The organism is Roseibium aggregatum (assembly GCF_017309185.1).
Lineage (GTDB): Bacteria > Pseudomonadota > Alphaproteobacteria > Rhizobiales > Stappiaceae > Roseibium > Roseibium aggregatum_B.
The window spans coordinates 1591736-1612615 of sequence record NZ_JAEKJZ010000001.1 but is presented as its reverse complement, the minus strand read 5'-3'; the positions used below and the strand labels follow the sequence as shown (position 1 = coordinate 1612615).

17 protein-coding genes and 1 riboswitch are annotated in these 20880 nt (G+C 60.5%); of the genes, 9 read left to right on the top strand and 8 right to left on the bottom strand.

Going from position 1 to position 20880, the window contains the following annotated elements:
* Positions 1 to 119: 119 nt before the first annotated feature.
* Positions 120 to 1304 (top strand): ribonuclease D, encoded by a 1185-nt coding sequence (gene rnd, locus JF539_RS06930; RefSeq protein WP_207139585.1) that lies wholly within the window; start codon positions 120 to 122, stop codon positions 1302 to 1304.
* A gap of 81 nt (positions 1305 to 1385) precedes the next feature.
* On the opposite strand, the gene JF539_RS06925 is transcribed toward rnd, so the two are convergent.
* From JF539_RS06925 to JF539_RS06910, 4 genes are all read right to left on the bottom strand, one after another.
* On the bottom strand, positions 1386 to 2906 hold the full coding sequence (locus JF539_RS06925; protein ID WP_207139584.1) for a Ppx/GppA phosphatase family protein: 1521 nt from the start codon (positions 2904 to 2906) through the stop codon (positions 1386 to 1388).
* Between the two features lie 2 nt (positions 2907 to 2908).
* Positions 2909 to 5131 carry an RNA degradosome polyphosphate kinase gene (locus JF539_RS06920; RefSeq protein WP_207139583.1) on the bottom strand — a complete coding sequence of 741 codons (2223 nt, stop codon included), beginning with the start codon at positions 5129 to 5131 and terminating at the stop codon, positions 2909 to 2911.
* Positions 5132 to 5240: 109 nt separating this feature from the next.
* The gene (locus JF539_RS06915) at positions 5241 to 5921 is read right to left on the bottom strand and encodes a DnaA/Hda family protein (protein WP_207139582.1); all 681 of its coding nucleotides are present in this window, start codon (positions 5919 to 5921) and stop codon (positions 5241 to 5243) included.
* Between the two features lie 7 nt (positions 5922 to 5928).
* A complete protein-coding gene (locus JF539_RS06910) occupies positions 5929 to 7026 on the bottom strand; it encodes an AI-2E family transporter (RefSeq protein ID WP_207139581.1) in 1098 nt (365 codons plus the stop codon).
* A 203-nt stretch (positions 7027 to 7229) separates the two neighbouring features.
* Here JF539_RS06910 and purM point away from each other — a divergent pair, with 203 nt between their 5' ends.
* Complete coding sequence (purM, locus tag JF539_RS06905) at positions 7230 to 8306, top strand: phosphoribosylformylglycinamidine cyclo-ligase (protein ID WP_207139580.1); 1077 nt, start codon at positions 7230 to 7232, stop codon at positions 8304 to 8306.
* Positions 8303 to 8950, top strand: a complete 648-nt coding sequence (purN, locus tag JF539_RS06900) for a phosphoribosylglycinamide formyltransferase (protein ID WP_207139579.1) — start codon at positions 8303 to 8305, stop codon at positions 8948 to 8950. Before purM ends, purN begins: the two co-directional genes overlap by 4 nt.
* Before the next feature lie 17 nt (positions 8951 to 8967).
* On the opposite strand, the gene JF539_RS06895 is transcribed toward purN, so the two are convergent.
* From JF539_RS06895 to JF539_RS06885, 3 genes are read right to left on the bottom strand one after another with little or no spacing between them, the layout of a single operon-like run.
* The gene (locus JF539_RS06895) at positions 8968 to 9726 is read right to left on the bottom strand and encodes an ABC transporter ATP-binding protein (protein ID WP_207139578.1); all 759 of its coding nucleotides are present in this window, start codon (positions 9724 to 9726) and stop codon (positions 8968 to 8970) included.
* Positions 9720 to 10784: a FecCD family ABC transporter permease gene (locus JF539_RS06890; protein WP_207139577.1), complete on the bottom strand. Its 1065-nt coding sequence runs from the start codon at positions 10782 to 10784 to the stop codon at positions 9720 to 9722. Before JF539_RS06890 ends, JF539_RS06895 begins: the two co-directional genes overlap by 7 nt.
* Before the next feature lies 1 nt (position 10785).
* On the bottom strand, positions 10786 to 11919 hold the full coding sequence (locus tag JF539_RS06885) for an ABC transporter substrate-binding protein (RefSeq protein WP_207139576.1): 1134 nt from the start codon (positions 11917 to 11919) through the stop codon (positions 10786 to 10788).
* A gap of 131 nt (positions 11920 to 12050) precedes the next feature.
* On the opposite strand from JF539_RS06885, the gene JF539_RS06880 reads away from it, so the two are divergent.
* Positions 12051 to 12854: a class I SAM-dependent methyltransferase gene (locus JF539_RS06880; protein ID WP_207139575.1), complete on the top strand. Its 804-nt coding sequence runs from the start codon at positions 12051 to 12053 to the stop codon at positions 12852 to 12854.
* Positions 12855 to 12935: 81 nt separating this feature from the next.
* Here the strand turns inward: JF539_RS06880 and JF539_RS06875 are convergent, their stop codons facing one another.
* Positions 12936 to 14837 carry a PhoX family protein gene (locus tag JF539_RS06875; RefSeq protein ID WP_207139574.1) on the bottom strand — a complete coding sequence of 634 codons (1902 nt, stop codon included), beginning with the start codon at positions 14835 to 14837 and terminating at the stop codon, positions 12936 to 12938.
* A gap of 333 nt (positions 14838 to 15170) precedes the next feature.
* Positions 15171 to 15383: riboswitch (cobalamin riboswitch) on the top strand.
* A gap of 380 nt (positions 15384 to 15763) precedes the next feature.
* Between JF539_RS06875 and JF539_RS06870 the strand changes: the two genes are divergently transcribed.
* The 5 genes from JF539_RS06870 to nikC are packed head-to-tail and all read left to right on the top strand — an operon-like array spanning position 15764 to position 20848.
* Complete coding sequence (locus JF539_RS06870; protein WP_207139573.1) at positions 15764 to 17314, top strand: ABC transporter substrate-binding protein; 1551 nt, start codon at positions 15764 to 15766, stop codon at positions 17312 to 17314.
* A complete protein-coding gene (locus JF539_RS06865) occupies positions 17304 to 18119 on the top strand; it encodes a dipeptide/oligopeptide/nickel ABC transporter ATP-binding protein (RefSeq protein ID WP_209017027.1) in 816 nt (271 codons plus the stop codon). The genes JF539_RS06870 and JF539_RS06865 overlap by 11 nt, the downstream gene beginning before the upstream one ends.
* Positions 18109 to 18939 carry an ABC transporter ATP-binding protein gene (locus JF539_RS06860; RefSeq protein ID WP_207139572.1) on the top strand — a complete coding sequence of 277 codons (831 nt, stop codon included), beginning with the start codon at positions 18109 to 18111 and terminating at the stop codon, positions 18937 to 18939. The genes JF539_RS06865 and JF539_RS06860 overlap by 11 nt, the downstream gene beginning before the upstream one ends.
* Positions 18936 to 19988 carry an ABC transporter permease gene (locus JF539_RS06855; RefSeq protein WP_209017026.1) on the top strand — a complete coding sequence of 351 codons (1053 nt, stop codon included), beginning with the start codon at positions 18936 to 18938 and terminating at the stop codon, positions 19986 to 19988. Before JF539_RS06860 ends, JF539_RS06855 begins: the two co-directional genes overlap by 4 nt.
* Positions 19985 to 20848: a nickel transporter permease gene (nikC, locus tag JF539_RS06850; RefSeq protein ID WP_209017025.1), complete on the top strand. Its 864-nt coding sequence runs from the start codon at positions 19985 to 19987 to the stop codon at positions 20846 to 20848. The genes JF539_RS06855 and nikC overlap by 4 nt, the downstream gene beginning before the upstream one ends.
* The last annotated feature ends 32 nt before the right edge of the window (positions 20849 to 20880 follow it).

The following is a 20880-nucleotide window of genomic DNA, read 5'->3' as shown; positions in this document are numbered from 1 at the left end:
CTGTTCGTTCTCGCCCCAACATAGGTGCACATTTTGCACCTTTTCAAGTGGCGTGGCGGGTAAAATTTTCCATTTCGTGGCGACAAAGCGGCAGAACTCGGGTATAGCTGACGATCACCATGCATGTGATTACAAAAACAAAAGATCTCGCCGCTGCCTGCCAACGTCTTGCCGCCAACGAGTATGTGACAGTGGACACGGAGTTTCTCCGTGAGACCACCTTCTGGCCCAAGCTCTGCGTCATCCAGATGGCCGGTCCGGACATGGCTTTCATTGTCGACGCCCTGTCGGAAGGGCTTGACCTGGAACCCTTTTTCGAACTGATGCGCGACGGCAATGTGACAAAGGTCTTTCATGCGGCCCGTCAGGACATTGAAATCATCTACCATCTGGGCGGACTGATCCCCGCCCCCCTGTTCGACACCCAGGTCGCCGCCATGGTTTGCGGGTTCGGCGATTCGATTTCCTACGATCAGCTCGTCTACAAGGTGACCGGCGCGCGAATCGACAAATCCTCCCGCTTCACCGACTGGGCCCGCCGCCCGCTGACGAACAAGCAGCTCGAATACGCGCTCGCCGACGTGACCCACCTGCGCGACGCTTATCAGTTCCTGAAGGCCAATCTCGCAGAACAGAACCGCAGCCACTGGGTGCGCGACGAGATGGAAGTTCTCACATCGGTGGGTACCTACAGAACCGATCCGGAGCAGGCCTGGAAACGGTTGAAACTCCGGGTTCGAAAGCCGATCGAGCTTGCCGTCATGATGGAGGTCGCCGCCTGGCGCGAAACGGAGGCACAGTCCCGCAACGTGCCACGCAGCCGGGTGATCAAGGACGACGCCATTTATGAGCTCGCTGCACAGCAACCCAAGGACACGGAGTCACTTGCACGGCTGCGCACATTTCCCCGCGGCTTTGAACGTTCCAAAACAGCCGACGAGATTCTGAAGGCCGTCAAGCGGGCGCTCGAACTTCCCAAGGAAAAGCTGCCGAGACTTCCGAAGGGCCGACAGGCGCCGGACGGGTCGGCGGCGGCCGTCGATCTGCTCAAGGTGCTCTTGAAACTGGTCAGCGAAGCCCACGGAGTTGCGGCCAAGGTCATTGCCACGGTTGACGATCTTGAGAAGATCGCCGCCGACGACGGCGCCGATGTCGCGGCTATGAAAGGCTGGCGGCGGGAGCTCTTCGGGGAGACGGCCCTGAAACTGAAGCGTGGCGAGGTCGCCCTGGCGTTTCGAAACAAGCAGATCGTGACGCTTCCGCAAACGCTGCCGTCCGAGGAAAAGACCCAGGCTGCGGAATAAGCCCCTTTTCCTGGAAAACGCATCCTCTTCGACCGAGCCAAGAACAGGGTGGTGGCTTCGTCCACGGCAGAACCTCGGGTTCTACTTGGCCAGAACGTCTATGTCCTTTTCAATCACTTTGCTGAGCTGAGCCACGCGTTTGCGCAGACGTTCGCCGTCAAGATCCGCGAGGACTTTGCCCAACTCGAGTTCCAGACCAGTTTCGGTCGCTCGGATTCCGACTTTTGGCAACAGCCCCGCCATTGAAGCGCTCAACAGCGATGCCACGCGCAAAGTTGCACCCAGAACCTTCGCCCGGTTGCGCAGGCGTTCGGTGAACAGATGACGGATGACCGGCGAAAGGCTCCCTTCCCTCAGCCCGTCATGGCGGTAGAAGACCGCCGCGGCCAGATACGCCCGGCCGGCATGATCGAGACCGACAAAGGATGCGTTGGAAATAATGTTGAGGCTCTGCTCTCCCCGATAATCCGGGTGCGCCCGCCAGCCGATGTCGGACAGCAGGCAGGCCGCGTGCCGCAGACGCCGCTCGTTTGCGGTCTCTTCGATCGACAGGACTGAGAAAAGCTCGTCCGTCCAGGCAATCAGCTCCTCTGCATGGTCGGGGGACCGCGCGCGCAGGATGCAAAGCTCGCGGGCTGCTTCGATCACCGGATCGTGCGCCTGCATCTCAGGAGTCAGTTTTTCATGCAGAAGGCCTTCACGCACGCCCGTGGCGGAGAAAATCAGCCGCTCCGCCTTCATGGCGGTCAGAACCTTCTCCATGACGACCGCCCCGATCGGCACAAGCGCACGCCGCTGTTTTGAAACGACTTCCGCCTTGTCGATACCCTCCAGGTTCGGAACCATGATCTTTCTGCAGAACTCGATCGCCTCGCCTGCGGGGATCTCGTAGTTATGCATGACGTGCAGCGGATAGTCGTTCTGGAACAGATGAAGACGTCCGAGGGAGCGCCACGTTCCGCCGACCGCGTAAAACGTCCGCTCGCCCGGAGGCAGATCCGGCCAGTCAAAGGACTTCAACGTCGCTTCGGCGATCTTCTGGGCCTTCGAGATCTTGCCGTCCGCCTCCTCGGACAGGCGCAGGCCGCCCAGCGGAAAGGTCGCCCCCTGACCGGGTTCGGTTCCGGCAATCTCGACAAGCTCCAGGCTGCCGCCGCCCATGTCGCCGACAATGCCGCGCGGCTGCCAGAAACCGGCGATCACGCCAAGCGCGGAATAATAGGCTTCCTCGCTGCCATCCAGAATACGCACAGGCGCCTCGAGAAAGGCCTCCACATGACGGACGAATTCCGGTCCGTTCTCGGCGTCGCGGGCCGCGGCGGTGGCCACGATGTAGATATCCTTGCAGCCGGTATGTCTGATAAGCGCCTTGAACCGTGCAAGTTCGCCCAACGCCATCTCAACGGAGTCGTCCGCCAAGCGGCCCGTCGCCGCAACGCCGCGTCCAAGCCCGGCCAACAGTTTCTCGTTGAAAAGCATCGTCGGTGTACGGGCTTTTCGTTCGTAGATCACGAGCCGGACCGAGTTGGATCCGATATCCACGACCGCGACCGGTCCGGCGCCGTTGAGCCGGCCACGGGACGGTTGAAACTGCCTTGCCATGATCAACCCCGCCTCTGCCGTTCCAGGAACGGCCGCGGACGATCGCTTTTAAGAGACTTGCCCCTTCCCGAGAGAGAAGGATTGGTCATGAAATACCGATGGGCATTGAATGGCTCCTCATTCGCCCCCGGAGCAATCCGCTCATGGCTTCCGTCGGGGAGAATCCGCCAGCTCTGCTCATTGTCCTTCAGGTTGGCGACCATGATCTGGTCGAGAACCTGCTCGTGAACGGTCGACGTCAGCAGCGGTGTCAGAACCTCAACGCGCCGGTCGATGTTGCGCGGCATCAGATCGGCGGAACCGATGTAGACGTGGGCCTGTGGCGACGGCAGGCCGTGGCCGTTGCCGAAACAGTAGATCCTGGAATGCTCCAGGAACCGTCCGACGATGGACTTCACCCGGATATTCTCCGAAAGGCCCGGTATTCCGGGCCTCAGGCAGCAGATTCCCCGGATCACGAGATCGATCTGAACGCCTGCCTGGCTGGCGCGGTAAAGAGAGTCGATGATGGCCGGATCGACCAGGGAATTCATCTTCATCCAGATTTGCGCCGGCCGGCCTTCCCGGGCATGTTCGACCTCCGCCTCGGTCAGCTCCAGCATGCGTTTGCGCAAGTTCACCGGCGAGACCAGAAGATGGTTGAGTTCGGCCGGCTCCGCGTATCCGGTGATGTAATTGAACACGCGAGCTGCGTCCTCCGCGATACCGGGATCGTCGGTGAAAAAGGAAAGGTCCTCGTAGATCCGCGCCGTGATCGGGTGGTAGTTGCCCGTGCCGATATGACAGTAGGTCTTGAGCTGGCCGTGTTCGCGCTTGATCACCATGGACAGCTTGGAATGGGTCTTCAGTTCGATGAAGCCGAAGACGACCTGGACGCCGGCGCGTTCAAGATCGCGCGCCCATTTGATGTTCGCCTCCTCGTCGAAACGGGCCTTGAGTTCGACAAGCGCGGTTACCGACTTTCCCGCTTCCGCGGCTTCAGCCAGCGCCTTGACGATCGGCGAGTTGTTGGAGGTGCGGTAAAGCGTCTGCTTGATGGCGACCACGTCCGGATCCCGAGCCGCCTGACGCAGGTATTGCACGACCACGTCAAAGGACTCGTAAGGGTGGTGAACGACGATATCCTTCTGATGGATCGCCGCCAGGCAGTCGCCGCCATGCTCACGGATGCGCTCGGGAAATCTGGCGCTGTAGGGTTCGAACTTCAGGTCCGGCCGTTCCAGATCGACGATCTGCGACAGGTTGTTCAACGCCAGCAGACCGTTCGCCAGAAAAATTTCGCTTTCGCCCACATCCAGCGCATCCGCGACGAACTCCCGCAGTGCCGGTGGGGTGGTTTCCTGAATTTCGAGCCGGATGACCGACCCCCGCCGCCGGCGCCGGAGCGCGCTTTCGAACAGCCGGACCAGATCCTCGGCTTCCTCTTCGATCTCCAGATCGCTGTCCCGGATCACGCGGAAGGCACCCTTGCCGCGGATTTCGTAACCAGGAAACAGTCGTCCGATAAACAGGCTGACAACCTTCTCGATCGCTATGAACCTGGCCCCGCCGGCATCGCTGTCCGGCAGCTTCACGAAGCGCTCCACCTGATTCGGAATCCTGAGAAGGGCGATCATTCCGCTTCCGCCGGAGACGGGCGCAAGTTCAAAGACGATTGAAAAACCGAGGTTCGGAATAAACGGGAACGGATGCGCTGGGTCGATGGCGAGCGGTGTGAGAACGGGGAACACATAGGCCAGAAAATGGTCCTGAAGCCAGGCCCATTCGGCTTCGCTCAACATGTCGCCGTTCAGGATCTCAATTCCCTTTTCGGCGATTTCGCGGTGCAGTTCCCCCCAGATCTTCTGCTGCGAAGCCTGGAGTTTACGGACCGCGTCGCTGATCTTCTGCAGTTGCTCGGTCGGCGTCAGACCGTCGTCGGACAAGTTGGTGACTTCCGCCCGCTGCTGGCCTCTGAGGCCTGCGACGCGAACCATGAAGAACTCGTCGAGATTGTTGGCGGAAATCGACAGGAACCGGACACGTTCGAGCAGCGGATGGTTCTGGTTCAAGGCTTCTTCCAGAACCCGCAAATTGAACTGCAGCCAGGAGAGCTCCCGGTTCATGAAGCGCGCCGGACTATCGGTCAGCGCGCTTTCCGCAGCATTCCCGTCTCCGGACACCTGGACGTCCGGGACCGTTGGAGACGAAGGCAGAATGTCTGAAAGATCCGATGTTTCGTTCATGGCACCTTTCCTTTTCCGATGGACCGACCGGCTCCATCCCGCCAAACGCCGCCGTGACTAGCATGAAGTTCTGAGCGGGCAAATGACAGTTCTACGGCATAGTCCCCGATTACCGGCTTTTATGCACATTTTCCAGAACCCGTCCGGCAAGCGGTTTGGTGATCTTCCCACTGCCTGCCAGCGCTTCCCGGTCGATGGCCTCGACTGCCCGCATGGCAACCTCCAGCGACCGCTCCATACGTACCACGAGATAATCCACGACGCCCTGATCGACCGCAATCTGACGATCGGCGAAAAGCTTCACCAAGACCCGGCGCAATAGATCGTCGTCCGGCTCCAGGATCTCGACCGGCGTCGCGGCACGCAGGCGGGAGATCAGATCGGGCAACGCGATCTTCCAGGCGGCAGGCCAGGTCCGGCTGGTGACGAGAACCGTTTTTCCCGCCTGCCGGGACGCATTGAGCAGATGGAACAAGGCCGTATCGCTGACACCGAGATGGGCGTCTTCCACCGCGACCGCAGGGGCTGCGACGAGCGGTTCGACGGCGGTTTCCGTGAGGTCCGGCGCGGAAACCACTGCCGCGCCGGTTTCGTCCTGAAAGGCGCGGACCAGATGGGTCTTGCCAGAGCCGACCGGCCCCGCAAGGACGACAACGGGCGACGGCCAGTCCGGCCAGCGTTCCAAAAGCTCGAACGCCGCCTTGTTGGACCCGCCGACCAGATAGTCCTCACGGGTCAACGAAGCCTCGTGGGGAAGGTCGAACGGCAGTTGGCGCGGAGGTTCGGCCATGAATTCGCTACTCTGACAGTGTTTCTTCGCTCGCGGACACGGGACCGCGGGTCCCCTTGTAAACCGGACTTGCTAGGTACTGCCTCAGAGCGAAACGCGCAAGAACGCCGATCATGGCGGCCGCCGGAACCGCGACCAGCATACCCACAAATCCAAAGAGATATCCAAAGGCAAACAGCGCGAACATCAGCGTCACAGGATGCAGACCGGTGCTGTCGCCGACGAGCTTCGGCTGCAGGATATTGCCTTCCAGAAACTGCCCGACCGCAAAGATCGCCGCGACTGCCGCGATCCAGGGCCAGTCCGGCCAGAACTGCACAAGCGCCACTCCGACGGAGAGAACCAGCCCGAGACCGGCGCCGACAAAGGGGATAAAGCTGACGAGCCCCGCCGCCATTCCGATCAGAAGCCCGAAGTTGAGGCCGACGACGGCGAGCGAAACCGCATAAAAGGTTCCTAGGATCAGGCACACCGAAACCTGGCCACGGACAAACCCGGCCACGGCCTCGTCCATTTCGCTCGCAAGCGCGCGGATCTCGGCCAGATGGTCCCTGGGCAGCCAACTGTCGATACGCTCGACCATGTGGTCCCAGTCGAGCAACAGGTAGAACGCTACGACAGGCGTGATGACGAACAGCGATACGATCGACAGAAGCGCCTGTCCGCCGCTCCAGATCGACTGGGCCAGTTTGCCGACGAATGACGCGCCCTGCCCGATCAGATCGGCCATGGACGCCTGAAGGTCTTCCGGTGACACACCGGCGAATTTCGCCAGGCTGGCCGGCAAGTTGTCAGACAGGAGGCCCTGCAACTGACGTACGAGGTCCGGCAGCTTTTCCAGGAACAGAAGGAGCTGGTTTCCAAGCACCGGCAGCAGGAGAACGAAAATCAGGACCAGAACGAACAGGAACCCGAGAAGGATCGTGAGCGTCGCCCAAAGCCGGCCCATGCCAAGAGATTCGAGCCGGTCGCACACCGGATCCAGCAGATAAGCAACCGCCATGCCCGCAACAAATGGCAGCAGCACGCCCGAAAAGACGTAGAGAAAAGCACAGAATATGGCCAGGGAAATCAACCAGAACTGGACCTGACGGCGAAGGGTCATGAAATAATCTCTCTTTTGGGACACTTCCGAATTGCCCTGAAAGCCGTTTCACCATTACAGGGGGAGTACCCGCCGGGCCAGCCCAAACATTCGAATTCGTTGCGTCAATGGAGGCGACGGGCCGCCTCTCCTCTTGTCTTCCGCAGCGCCAGACTGTAAGCCGCGTTGGCATATTCTAAAGCACGACAGTTGCGGAGCGCCTCATGAGCCGAACCTCAGGATCCAACGGTCTGACCTACGCGCAAGCCGGCGTCGACATCGATGCCGGGAACGAGCTGGTCAATCGTATCAAGCCCCTGGTCAAGGCAACCTCGCGCCCGGGCGCCGACAGCGACATCGGCGGGTTCGGCGGACTGTTCGACCTCAAGGGTGCGGGCTTTTCCGATCCGGTCCTTGTCGCCGCCAATGACGGTGTCGGCACCAAGCTGAAAATCGCCATCGAAACCGGCCAGCACCGCACCGTCGGCATCGACCTCGTCGCGATGTGCGTCAACGACCTCGTCGTGCAAGGCGCCGAACCGCTGTTTTTCCTGGACTATTTCGCAACCGGCGCGCTGGAAGTCGACATGGCGACCGACGTCGTGGCCGGCATCGCCGACGGCTGCAAGCAAGCCGGCGCGGCGCTGATCGGCGGAGAAACGGCGGAGATGCCGGGCATGTACGCGGCCGGCGACTACGATCTTGCCGGTTTTTCCGTCGGTGCCGTGGAGCGCGGCGAAATCCTGCCGCGCAAGGATGTGACCGAAGGCGACGTGCTTCTGGGGCTCTCCTCCTCCGGCGTTCATTCCAACGGCTATTCCATGGTGCGCAAGATCATCGAGTTGGCAGGGCTCACCTGGTCCGATCCGGCTCCGTTCGCGGAAGGCAAGTCTCTCGGCGAAGCTCTGATGGAGCCGACGAGAATTTATGTGAAGCCTCTGCTCGCCGCGTTGAAGGAAACGTCCGGCATCAAGGCTCTTGCTCATATCACCGGTGGCGGGCTTCCGGAAAACCTGCCGCGCGTTCTGCCTGAAAACACTTCCGCCCGGATAGACCTGTCCCGCATCGCGGCACCGCCGGTCTTCCCCTGGCTCGCCAGGACAGGCGGCGTCGCGGAAAGCGAAATGCTGCGCACGTTCAACTGCGGTGTCGGCATGGTGATCGTCGCAGCCGCCGATGAAGCGGAGGCTGTCGCCCGTGTTCTTGGCGAAGCCGGAGAAACCGTCCACAGGATCGGGCGGATCGAAGCCGCGGGCGATGCCCCGGTCCTCTTTGACGGCACGCTGGGCCTGTCAGCATGAGCCGCAAGCGCACCGCCATCCTGATTTCGGGGCGCGGCTCAAACATGAGCGCATTGATCTCGGCCGCGATGGCTCCGGACTATCCGGCGCAGATCTCGCTCGTCCTGTCCAACCGTCCGGATGCCAAAGGCCTTGAGCGGGCAGCCGAGTTCGGCATTCCGACCGCCGTCGTGGACCACACGGGCTTTGCCGGCGACCGCAAGGCCTTTGAACAGGCCATCGACGCCGTTCTGAACGAGCACCGGATCGAACTGGTCGCCCTTGCCGGTTTCATGCGCATCCTGACGCCATTCCTGGTGAATGAGTGGGCGGGGCGCATGATCAACATCCACCCGGCCCTCCTGCCGGCCTTCAAGGGCCTTGCCACCCATGAACGGGCTTTGGCGGAAGGCGTCAAGCTACATGGCGCGACGGTGCATTACGTTTCTGCGGAAATGGACGACGGCCCGATCATCGTCCAGGGCGCCGTGCCGGTGCGCGACCAGGATACGCCGGATACCCTTGCTGCGCGCGTGCTTCAGGTGGAGCACAAGATATATCCGAAAGCCCTGGCGCTTGTCGCCAACGGAAAGGCCAAGATCAAGGGCACTCAGGTCATCAGCGGCGCGGATGCCGAGGAGACCCGGGAGCTGATCTGGCCCTGACCCGGTAACCTCAGTCCTCAGGCGGCCGAGCGGTCGATGATGATATGGCTCTCTCCGCGCGAGCATTGTTCGATCCGCGCATCCACCCGGTAGATCTCCCGCAGCATTTCCGGCGTGATGACCTGCCTTGAAGGCCCCGCCGACACGAGACGTCCCGAACTGATCACAACCGTGTTGTGACAAAAGCGCAGGGCATGGTTGAGATCGTGCAGCGCGATCAGGACCAGCGTTCCCCGCCTGCGGGCAAGCTCCTGCATGAACGCCAACACCTCGACCTGCCGATACAGGTCGAGCGCGGAAGTCGGTTCGTCCATCAGCAGGACTTCAGGCTTCCTGACGATGGCCTGCGCTATGGAGACCAGCTGCCGCTGGCCGCCGGAGAGTTCTCCCAGATTGCGAAAGGCCAGATCCGCGATCTGAAGCGCTTCCAGGATCTGATCGATTTCGGCCAGTTCCCGGTCGCTGACGCGCCAGCCATGCCCCTGTTTCACCGCGAGAAGCACCGACTCGTAAACCGTCAGAACGGCATTGGCATGGGTGTCCTGCGGCATGTAGCGCAGAGCGTCGCGCGGCTCGTTGCGCGCCCCTTCCAGAACGACCTCTCCCGGCCCCTTCAGAAGACCCGCGACACGTTTGAAGAGCGTTGACTTGCCGGCCGCGTTCGGACCGATCACGGCTGTCAGCTCACCGCCTTTGAAAACCGGCGTCGAAACGTCCTCGACGGCCAAACCGGATCCGTAGCGCGCGCCGAGCCCCTTGAGCTGGAGCGTTACCATACCTGTTTCCTGTCCGCGAAAATGAGAGCGAAGAAGAATGGCACGCCGACGAGCGCGGTAATGACGCCAATGGGTAGAATCGCGCCCGGCAGAATGATCTTGCAGATCACCGAGGTTGCCGAGAGCATAAGGGCGCCGCAAAGGACGGCGGCGGGCAGAAAGAACCGCTGATCCTCGCCAACCAGCATGCGGGCGATGTGCGGGCCGACCAGACCGACAAAACCGATCGTCCCGACAAAGGAGACCGGGATTGCCGCCAGAAGGCTTACTCCCAAGAGCGTTTTCAGCCGGAGGGAGCGAATATTGACGCCAAAACTGGCGGCCTTCACATCCCCCAGTCGCAATGCGGTCAAGGCCCAGGAATGGCGGGCAAAAAACGGAATGCAGACGATAAGAACCGCGAAGGTGATCCAGACCTTGCTCCAAGTCGCCTTTGTCAGGGACCCCATCGTCCAGAACACCACGGCGGCCAGCGCCTGTTCCGACGCAAGGTACTCAAGCAGGGAAAGCAGCGCGTTGAAGGTAAACACCAGCGCGATCCCCAAGAGAACGATTGTCTGAACGGTCACGCCGCGAACGGACGACAATCCATAAATGAACAGCGACGCCGCCATGGCCATGATGAATGCGTTGAACGGCACCATGTACTGGACGGCGGCCGGAAAGATGGCGACACCGGCAACCAGCCCGAGAGCCGCGCCGAAACTCGCTGCCGCAGAGATGCCCAGGGTAAACGGGCTCGCCAGGGGATTGGCCAGGATGGTCTGCATCTGAGCGCCCGCTAGGGACAGGCAGCCCCCCACCGAGATCGCCATCAGAGCGATCGGAAGGCGGATATCCCAGATCACGACCCGTGTCTGAAGATCCGCGCTGGAGGGAAACAGAAGCGCGGAGACGACGTTCGACACGGGGTATCGCGCCGGACCGAGAGCCAGATCGAAGGAAAACGTCGCCAAAAGCAGCAGCAGAAGACCACAGAGCAACAACAGGCGCCGAAAGGCAAGAGCGCGGTAAAGACCGCGCCCCGTCCCTTGCGGGATCACGTTGGAAAGCGTCACATCAGCCTTCCGTTTTCAACGACACGAAATACCCTGGACGATATTCGACGGGCAGGAAGCGGTCGTGCAGTTCCTTGAACGTTGCGTCCGGATCCAGGTCCTGGAACAGGTCCGGATGCAGCCATTTGGCGATCTGCTGGACGGCCACGAACTGGTAGGGACTGTTGTAGAACTGGTGCCAGATTGCATGGACGTTGCTGTCGGACACCGCCTTGATGCCGGTGAAGCCCGGCCGTTTCATCAGGTTGGCCAGTTTCTCCGACGAGACTTCCGGATCGGCGCCACTGCCGACGCCCACCCAGTTGCCACCGGGAACGTAGAGTTCCCAATTCGCACCGGTCACCAGGACATGAGCCGGGTCGGAAGCGATGATCTGTTCCGGGTTCACGGTCCCGAAAGTTCCCGGAATGATGTCGCTTGCCATGTTGATGCCACCGGCCATTTCGACCATCTTGCCGAAATTCTCGTTGCCGAACGACATGCAGCAGTCGTCGGAGTAGCCACCCGCGCGCTCGATGAACACAACGGGACGGGCGAGATCCGTCTCGGCTTTCAGGCGGTCCGTGACCTTGGCGATTTCACGCGCCCGGAACCCGATGAACTCCTCGGCCTTGTCTTCCTTGCCGTAAAGCTTGCCGATGAGCCGCATGGACGGTTCGGTGTTTTCCATCGGCTTTTCGCGAAAGTCGACATAAACAACGGGAATCCCGACCTTGTTCAGCTTTTCTATGTAGCCGCCGTCCTCGGTCGCCGTCTTGGCATCCAGATTGAGGATGATGACGTCCGGTTTCAGGGCAACCGCCTGTTCGATGTCGAACGTGCCGTTCTTCATGCCGCCGAAGGTCGGAAGATCGGCCATTCCCGGGTATTTTTCCAGATACTGGTGATAGCCGTCGTTATCGGCCTTCTCGAAATCGTCCCGCCAGCCGACAACACGCTGGAAAGGATCGTCGCCGTCAAGCGCAGCCGTAAAATAGATCTGGCGCCCTTCCCCGAGAATCACCTTTTCGACGGGAACCTCGACTTCGACGTCACGGCCGGTGATATCGGTGACGGTCACTTTTTCGCCTGCAAACGCCGCAGAGGAAATAAGGGCGCCCGTTAAAAGTGCCGCTGTTGCCAATTTCCGGATCATGTTCTCATTTCCCCCGAGTGTGACAGTGATTTAAAGTTGAGTTTTGAATTCTTGTTTTTACTATTTTTCTTGATATTTTCAGTCAAGTTTTATCTTTTGGAACGGTTCCAAACCGAGGAATGCCTGCCCCCATGACGCATGAACAATCATTGCCGAATTTCGAATTGCGGGACGAAATCAGGGAGTATTGGGGACGGCGCGCGGAAACCTTCGACAGTCAGCCCGGTCACGAAATTTTTTCAGAAGAGGAACGCCTGGCCTGGCTTCGCCTTTTTGAAAAACACCTGGAGTGCGGAAACCAACGCAAGGTTCTCGATCTGGCATCAGGCACCGGCGTGATTTCACACCTTCTGGACGACCTCGGTTTCGACGTGACCGGCATGGACTGGGCCGAACCGATGCTGGCGAAGGCGCGCGCAAAGGCAAAAGCGAGGGCACGGGCCATCCGCTTCCTCCTCGGCGACGCCGAACGCACGCTCGAACCTTCGGATCACTACGATGCAGTCACCTGCCGGCATCTGGTCTGGACGCTTGTGGATCCCGCCACTGCATTCTCCGAATGGCACAGAATTCTGAAACCCGGCGGCCGTCTGCTCATTGTCGACGGCGATTTCGTCAACATGGGACCGATTTCGAAAATCCTGTCGTTGTTTGCCGGATACCGCGGCTCAGACCGGTCAAAAGCACCAAGCGCCAAAGACCCCATGGCGGCAGACATGGCGGCGGTGCACCGGAGCATTCTTCAGAGGGTATATTTTTCGAACGGCGCGCGCGCCGACTCGGTCGCATCCCTGCTCCAGGCAGCCGGGTTTACCGACATCGCGATCGACAGCGACCTGAAATCCATAAACCGGGCTCAACGGCGCCACCTGCCTTTCTTCAAGGGGCTGGAGCGGGCGACGCAGCATCGCTATGCCATCTGTGCGGTCAAGTAACGGAAGCGGAAACGACCACCGGCAAAACCGGCAAGTCACGCTCCCGGGCAAACGCCCGGGAGCATATCTCGGGCTTGATCCTTAGCCGATCAGGCCGTTGTCCTGGTGCTTGATCGCGATCACGGAGGAGCGCGCCAGCGGACCGCCGTCCGGCCAGTTGCTGCCCGGATGCTGGATGCCGACAAACATGGTGCGGTTGTCGGCCGACCAGCACAGGCCGGTGACTTCGCAGCCGTTCGGACCTGTCATGAAGCGTGCGATTTCACCCGTGACGGGATCGCCGGCAAGCATCTGGTTGTTGCCCATGCCGGCAAAGTCGCCCTCGTTGCTGTCGTCACCGTCCGTCTGGATCCAGACGATACCACTGGAATCGAAGGCCATGCCGTCGGGTGAATTGAACAGGTTGCCCTCGTTGACATTTTCCGAACCGGCATAGGCATCCTTGTGAACGGTCGGGTTGCCAGCCATCACGTAGAGATCCCAGTCGAAGGTGGCGGAGGCGTGATCGTGGTCGCGCGGGAACCAGCGGACGATCTGGCCGTATTTGTTGGCTTCGCGCGGGTTCGGACCGCCGACCGGGGTTTCATCGCCGCCGGCATTGGTCTTGATGCCGCGGTTCTTGTTGTTGGTCAGGCAGCAGTAAGCTTCAACCGCATGCGGGTTGGTCGCGACCCATTCCGGGCGGTCCATCGTCGTCGCGCCGACCTTGGAGGCGGCCAAACGCGTGTAGATGAGGATTTCGGCGGGCGACATCTCGGTGGTTTCCGGCGTCAGAGCCAGCCATTCGCCGGTCTGATCGTCATTGAATTTCGCCACATAGAGCGTGCCGTCGTCGAGCAGACCGTCGGTCGGGCCACCGGGAACGTAGATGCTGTTGGAGACGAACTTGTAGAGATATTCGCCGCGCTCGTCGTCCCCGAGATAAACGACCACCCGGCCGTCGCGGGCGAGGACCACTTCGGCGTTCTCATGCTTGAACCGGCCGAGAGCCGTCCGTTTGACCGGCGTGCTTTCGGGATCGGTCGGGTCGATCTCGACGACCCAGCCGAAACGGTGCGGCTCGTTCGGGTTCTTGGAGAAATCGAAACGGGGGTCGAATTTCTCGTAACCGTAACGGCTTTCGTTGGAGATACCATAGCGGTCGTAACCGAAAGGACGCTCGATCGGCTTCTGGTCGACCGATGTTTCGGTCGTACCGAAATAGGTGTTGAAGTTTTCCTCGCAGGTCAGATAGGTGCCCCACGGTGTCTTGCCGGCGCCGCAGTTGTTCATGGTGCCGAGCGACCTGGTGCCGCTCGGATCGGCTTCGGTCTTCAACAGGTCATGACCGGCGGCTGGACCGGAAATCGCCATCGGCGTGTTGTGATGGATGCGGCGGTTGAACGGGCTGTCGAGAACAATGGACCAGCCGTCTTCGTTTTCGGCCACCTCGATGACCGACACGCCCTGAAGGTTCTGGAGTTTCAGGGCGTCTTCGGCGCTTTGGGTCTCGCCACCGGTCTGCGGCAGGTTGACCTTCGGATTGACGTATTCGTGGTTGATGGCCAGAAGCTGGCGCCCGTCGTAGACGAAGCTTTCCATTCCGTCGGTGTTTTCACCGAAAACCTTGTCGGAGGCTTCCAGCGTGACACCGGTCTCGGCATCGAACGCCTCGACACCGGTGAAATACGGATCGCCCCAGCGGGCGAGCAGCTTCCACTCATAACCTTCAGGAACATGGACGGTGCCGTCGGTCTGGGCGGCGATCGGCGTAAAGGCGAAACGCGAGATCTGCTGCGCCAGCGCGGTCGAGGCCTTCAGCAGGCCCGTGCCCATGGCCGCGGCGCCGGAACCGAAGACGAGGGCACCGCTCAAAAAGCCGCGGCGCGAGATAGCCCGCTCGACGACACGGTCGAATTCGTTGTCTTCAGCGCGGGGAAAATTGTGCTCGTCCAGCTCGTCGAACGACAGTTCGGAGAGATCCTTGTGGTGATTCTCGGTCATGGTGGCTCCTTTTGGCTTCCGGGAAAATCATCCATCGCCATGTTCGGACCTGCCAGCAGAGAGAGGGCGACACAGCGGCTCCTCCGAAGTAATGTTATTACACAACACTTCTGTGACTATCGCGGGCTATTTGTCGTTCCCGGTGAAAATGTAATTTTCAATGGCTGCCAAATGCACCCCCAAAAATGCGTTCAATGCTTGCGGATCAAACGACACTGTACATTCACATAGCTTTCCCCTTGCGAAGCCTGGATACCATCCGGGATCGACCAATCGACCGTAAGCGGCAAACATCTTCCGGCAATAACGGTTGCATCCCGTCGCGAATGACTGCATAGAAAAGACGTCGATGGTTCCCGATACGTATCAAGCGTGGTCGGGATAATAGGGAACACGGTGCGGTATCGTTCGAGATACTCATTCCGTGACTGCCCCCGCAACTGTAGGCGGAGAGCGAAGCCGGTATGCCACTGAGCCTGTGCTTGGGAAGGCCGGTCACGCTGAGACCCGCAAGTCAGGAGACCTGCCATCGTCCTACGCAACGCAACCCGGGCGGGGTGTCCCGGAAGGAGCCTAAGATGATGATACCGACAACAGACTTCCTGCGCGAAGTTTTCCTCTCTCGCACGTCAGTACCCCGGAGCAGCGGGTTGCTACCTGTCGTTATGCCAAGGACGCCGCTGTATCGTTCTCGGACAGACGGAAAACCGGCGCTGATCTAGCCGGGGTCCCTGCCCCGGACCGGTCCGTTCGCGCCATATCTGCAGTTCCCCATCCCTGACGGCTCACAACCGGATCTTGCCGCGCTGAGCGGCATTTACACAATCAAATGATATGTTATTACGTTACACATTGTTCCGGTGTGAACTTATGACCCTGACAACCTCATTCCGAGACGGAGTTTCCAGTTGAGCAAACCTATTTCAATGACCCTGGCCGTAGCGCTTACAGGTATCGGCGCCGCAGCACCATTCTTTCTGACCGCCGGTTTCACCTCGGCTTTGGCCGGTGAAAAGACGATGCATATCGCCATGCCATTCGGGCCCAACAGTCCTGTGCCGGACCCCCGAGCACGCCAAAACGGATGGCTCAGCAACCGGGCCGGCGTTTCCGAGACGCTGATCGGTCTAAGCTACGACATGGAACTCATTCCACGGTTGGCGCAGGCATACGAGAATATGTCGCCGACAGAATGGAAGCTCATCCTGCGCGACGGTGTAAAGTTTCACGACGGCACGCCGATGACCGCAGAAAGCGTCAAGGCGTCGTTCGAAAAGCTCGGCGAGGAAGGTCATCCGGCCCACAATCCCAGGCTTTTGAAACTGCTCGCCCTGGAAAGCGTGACGGTTGAAGATGCCCATACGCTCATTTTCAAGACCAGCAAGCCGAATTCCGCTTTCCTCTGGGCCTTGACCGAGCCCTCCGCGGCGGTTCTCAAGGAAGGCACCGACGACCTGCCCATCATTGGCACGGGGCCGTTTGCTTTCGTGTCCGCCGAAACGGAAAAGAAATACGAAACCCGTGGGTTCCAGGACTATTGGGGTGGCGAGCCGAAACTCGACCGTGTCGTCTTTAATGTCATTCCAGACGCCTCCGTCGCCGCCCTGGCGCTGCAGGCCAATGACGTCGACCTTGTCACCAACTATCCCGAACAGGATTTCGCAGCGCTGAAAGAAAAGGGAGAAGGTCAGCTCTTTTCTAATGAGACCGCGCGTCTGTTCTTCTATCAGCTTCGCACAAAGGATGGCCCGCTGGCCAACAAGGCCCTGAGGCAAGCCCTGTCTTTGGGCCTCGACCGGCAGCTTATCGTCGACGCCACCCTGGCTGGCGTCGGGGGCACCCCGGCGAACGGCATTTTCCCGGCCAATATGGCCTCCTGGTACAACACGGACCTGTCCCTGCCCTTCGATCCGGAAAAGGCGAAAACGCTGCTTGACGAGGCCGGCATTACGGATACCGACGGTAACGGCATTCGTGAAATCGACGGCAAGGATCTGACGGTCAGGATTAGAACCTACGAAGGCCGCGCGGCCCTGCGCCCAACCATGGAAATCACCCAGGAACTGCTCAAGCGGATCGGCATCGGCGTGGAAATCTCGATGGGCGAGTACGCCGCGAACAATGACGCGGTGAAGTCCGGTGAAATCCAGATGAATCTGCAGGCCTGGGGAACCGCCCCTCAGGGCGATCCGGATTACTTCCCGAGCACGCTGGTGAAATCCGGCGCAAGCTACAATATCTCAGGCTACGAGAACCCGGAACTCGACGCGCTTCTGGAAAAGGGCCGCTCGGAGTTCGACGACGAGGTGCGCAGACCTTTCTACGAAGAGATCCAGGCCATCATCAACGAAGACCTGCCTCTGATCCCCGTCTTTCACAAGACCCAGGTCTCGGTCGGAAACGGCAAGGTCACAGGCTATCGCATCCATCCGGCGGAAACCTATCTGGCCACCGTGGATCTGGACCTTGAGCAGTAACGGCCACGCGTTGCTGTCGCTTGACGGTTTGTCCGCCGAAATCGGCGGGCAAACCATATTGCGCGACGTAGACCTCGATATAGAGCGCGGGGAATGTGTCGCAGTGGTCGGCGGATCCGGAACGGGGAAGTCGACGCTGCTGCGCTGCCTCATGGGGCTTTACCGCCCGGCCCGGCCCAGTTCAGGCAGGTTGACCTTCGACGGCCGCACCTTCGATCTCACCAGCCGAAAGCGCCAGAAATCGCGGCACGAGGGCTTTGCCTTCGTTCCGCAAAACCCTCAGGTCGGCCTCGACCCGCTCAAGCGCCTGTCCTGGCAATGGTCACAGGCTCTTCGCTGCGCCAGGTTCGAGACGCCGGAGGCGGACGGTCGGGCCGGTGTTCTCAAGGCGCTACGGCTTGACGGGTTCGGCAAACGCTTTCCGCATCAGTGGAGCCAGGGCATGCAGCAACGGTTGTTGCTCGCCTTTGCGCTTATTTCCAAACCGAAGCTTCTGGTCCTGGACGAACCGACCTCCGCGCTGGACCCGATCGTTGCCGCGCGGGCGATCTCCGAAGTCATGACCTATGCCCGCCGGCATCAAGTGTCCGTCCTGATCGTCACCCACGACCTGGCTCTTGCCGCCAAATTCGCCCAGCGCACCGCAGTCATGACAGATGGCCAGGTCGCGGAGTTCGGACCGACGCAACGCCTGCTGGCCGCGCCGCGAACCAAAGCCGGACAATTGCTGGTCACGCACCGGCAGTGGCCTGCCCCGTCGACAGACGGCCCAGTGATATCGGCTGGTCAGAGCCATGTTGGGTAAAAAGGAAGAAACTGACGTGCTCGCCGTTCGCAATCTGGGGGTAGAAGTCGACAACGTGGTGCTCCTGCATGACGTGTCCTTCACCCTGAAAAAGGGCCGGACCCTGTGCGTCGTCGGAGAAAGCGGCTCCGGCAAGACGACCTTGCTGAAAGCGCTTCAAGGCCTCATGCCGATTTGCCGCGGCTCCGTTGAACACGGCTTGGACCGCCCCGGCGCAACGACGCGCCAGAAACCTGGGCCGAGGCCGATCGGTCTTCCGGACACCAAATGGGTCATGCAGAACCCGATCGCGGCCCTGAACCCGTTGCAGAAAGCGGGCGCGGCGATCACCGAAAGCCTCCATCACGCGAAGCTGGACCGGAACGCAAAGCAAGAGGCACTCCTGGCAGCGCTTGGCAATGTGGATCTACTTCCGGAAATGGCTCTGCGCTATCCGGCGCAGCTTTCCCTCGGCCAGGCACAGCGCGTCTGTATCGCGCGGGCACTTATTGCCAAGCCGGAACTGATCCTGTTCGACGAACCGCTCAGTGCGCTCGATGCGGTCGTGCAAAAACAAATCGGAAGGACCATGGAACGGATCAAGCAAACGCATGGTCTCAGTTACATCGTTGTGACCCACGATCTCGGCTATGCGCAGGCCTATGCCGACGACATCCTGCTGCTACGCAATGGTATCGTCGAGGCCTATCAGGCGTCTAACGCCTTCTTCCGGTCACCTGCGAGCGATTACGGCTCGGAGCTGATCGAGGCGGCCCGCGTTCTCGGTTGCCTTCCCGAGGAGGCCGCGGTTCAACCCATGACGTGTGGAGCTGCCCAGTGAACGGACGGAACCGGACCAGCGCTCTGACCGGCATACACGGTATCCTGATCAAACGGCTGGGTGCTCTCGCGGTGGTCCTTTTTGGCGTCAGCGTGCTCACCTTCAGCCTCTATTATCTCTCACCCGGAGACAAGGCGCTCGCCATCGCGCATGCCCGCTATATGGGTGAAGGCAACGCGCCCCCGGAAGTGGTGCAGGCCATCCGTGAAAAATATGCACTCAATGAGCCTTTCCTGACACAGTTCAAGCTTTGGGTCTCGGGCTACCTCAAAGGCGACTTCGGACAATCGCTTGTCTCCGGAGTGCCGGTCTGGGAGATCTTTCTGCCCAATTTGCGCGAAACCCTTGCCCTGGCCTGTTCCGCGCTCCTGATCGGTCTGCCACTCGCCTTTTTCCTCAGTCTGGTCAGCTTGTGGAGGCCCGGCAGTCTTTACGACCGGATCGCGGTCGCTGTCGCCTCCATTGGGGCGGCGGTACCGTCCTACTGGCTCGGCCTGATGCTGATCCTGGTGTTTGCCGCCTGGCTGAACTGGCTTCCGTCCTTCGGAACAGGAACGCCGGCGCACCTCATCCTCCCGGCCGCCACCCTGGCGGTCTGGATCACCGCCTCTCAGACCCGGCTGTTCCGCTCCTTTCTGCTGGAAGCCAGTTCGTCGCCGTTCCTGGAAGCTCTCCGGCTGCGAGGGGTCGGTGAAAAGGAAATTTTCTGGCGCCATATCCTTCGTCACGCCATGGTTCCCGCGATCACGATGATAGGACTGGATCTCGCATATCTCCTGGAAGGGGCGGTCATTGTCGAAGTGATCTTCGCGCGCGGCGGGATCGGGTCTCTCCTCGTCGGCTCGGTCATGTCGAGAGATTACCCGATTGTCCTGTTCCTAGTGATGTTCTCCGCCTTCAGCTACGTCGCCATAAACAGCCTGATCGAGGCGCTCCAGGACTGTCTGGACCCACGAAAGTCCCTGCCCGCGCCTTCTCTCCGAGCACAGCGCCCGATAACCACCGCCTCCGCCACGGACTCTCCCGACAACACTACCGGTGACCGATGACGCTCTCACCCGCCGACGCTCTCCCCGTTCAGACCAAAAACCGCCTGCGCCAGGCCATGGCTCAGGACCGGTTCGTCCAGTTTCTCCTGCTCTCACTCGCTGGCCTGGTCGCCCTCGCGGTCGCGGGGCTTCTCCTTACCCCTTACGACCCGACGGAGGCAGACTTTTTGGACAGACTGGCGCCTCCGTCTCTTTCCCATTGGTTCGGGACCGATCAGCTTGGCCGGGACATCGCCACGCGCATTCTCTACGGTTCCGGCTGGTCCATCGGGCTGGCTCTCATCGTTTCGACCGCCGGTGCGGTCATCGGAACGATTGTCGGATTGATGGCCGGTTACGTGGGCCGGTGGGCCGATCCTCTCCTGATGCGCGTCACCGACAGTTTCTTCGCCTTTCCAGAGCTTATCGCGGCAATCGCGATTTCCGGGATCATCGGGCCGAGCACGAACAACATGGTGATTGCGCTGGTCTCGGTGAGCTGGATGAAATTCGCCCGCCTCACCCGCACCCTGACGCTCTCCATCGGCCACAAGGACTTTGTGGTCCAGGCACGGCTGAACCGGCTGCCGCAATGGTTGATCCTGTGGCGGCATATTCTGCCCAATCTGCGCATGAGCATTCTGGTGCTCTGGACGAGTTCCTGGTCCAAGACCATCCTCGCTATCTCGGGCCTCAGCTTTCTCGGCTTCGGCGTTCAGCCGCCCCAGGCGGAATGGGGTGCGATGCTGCTTGATGGCAAGCCCTACATGCAGACCGCCCCCCATCTGATGATCTTCCCCGGACTGGCCATTCTGGTTACGGTTCTGGCCATCAATCTGACCGGCGACCAGTTGCGCGACCGCCTGCAAGACCCAACCTGATCCTTTTTTGGGCCTGATCCTTTTCGGCCCGT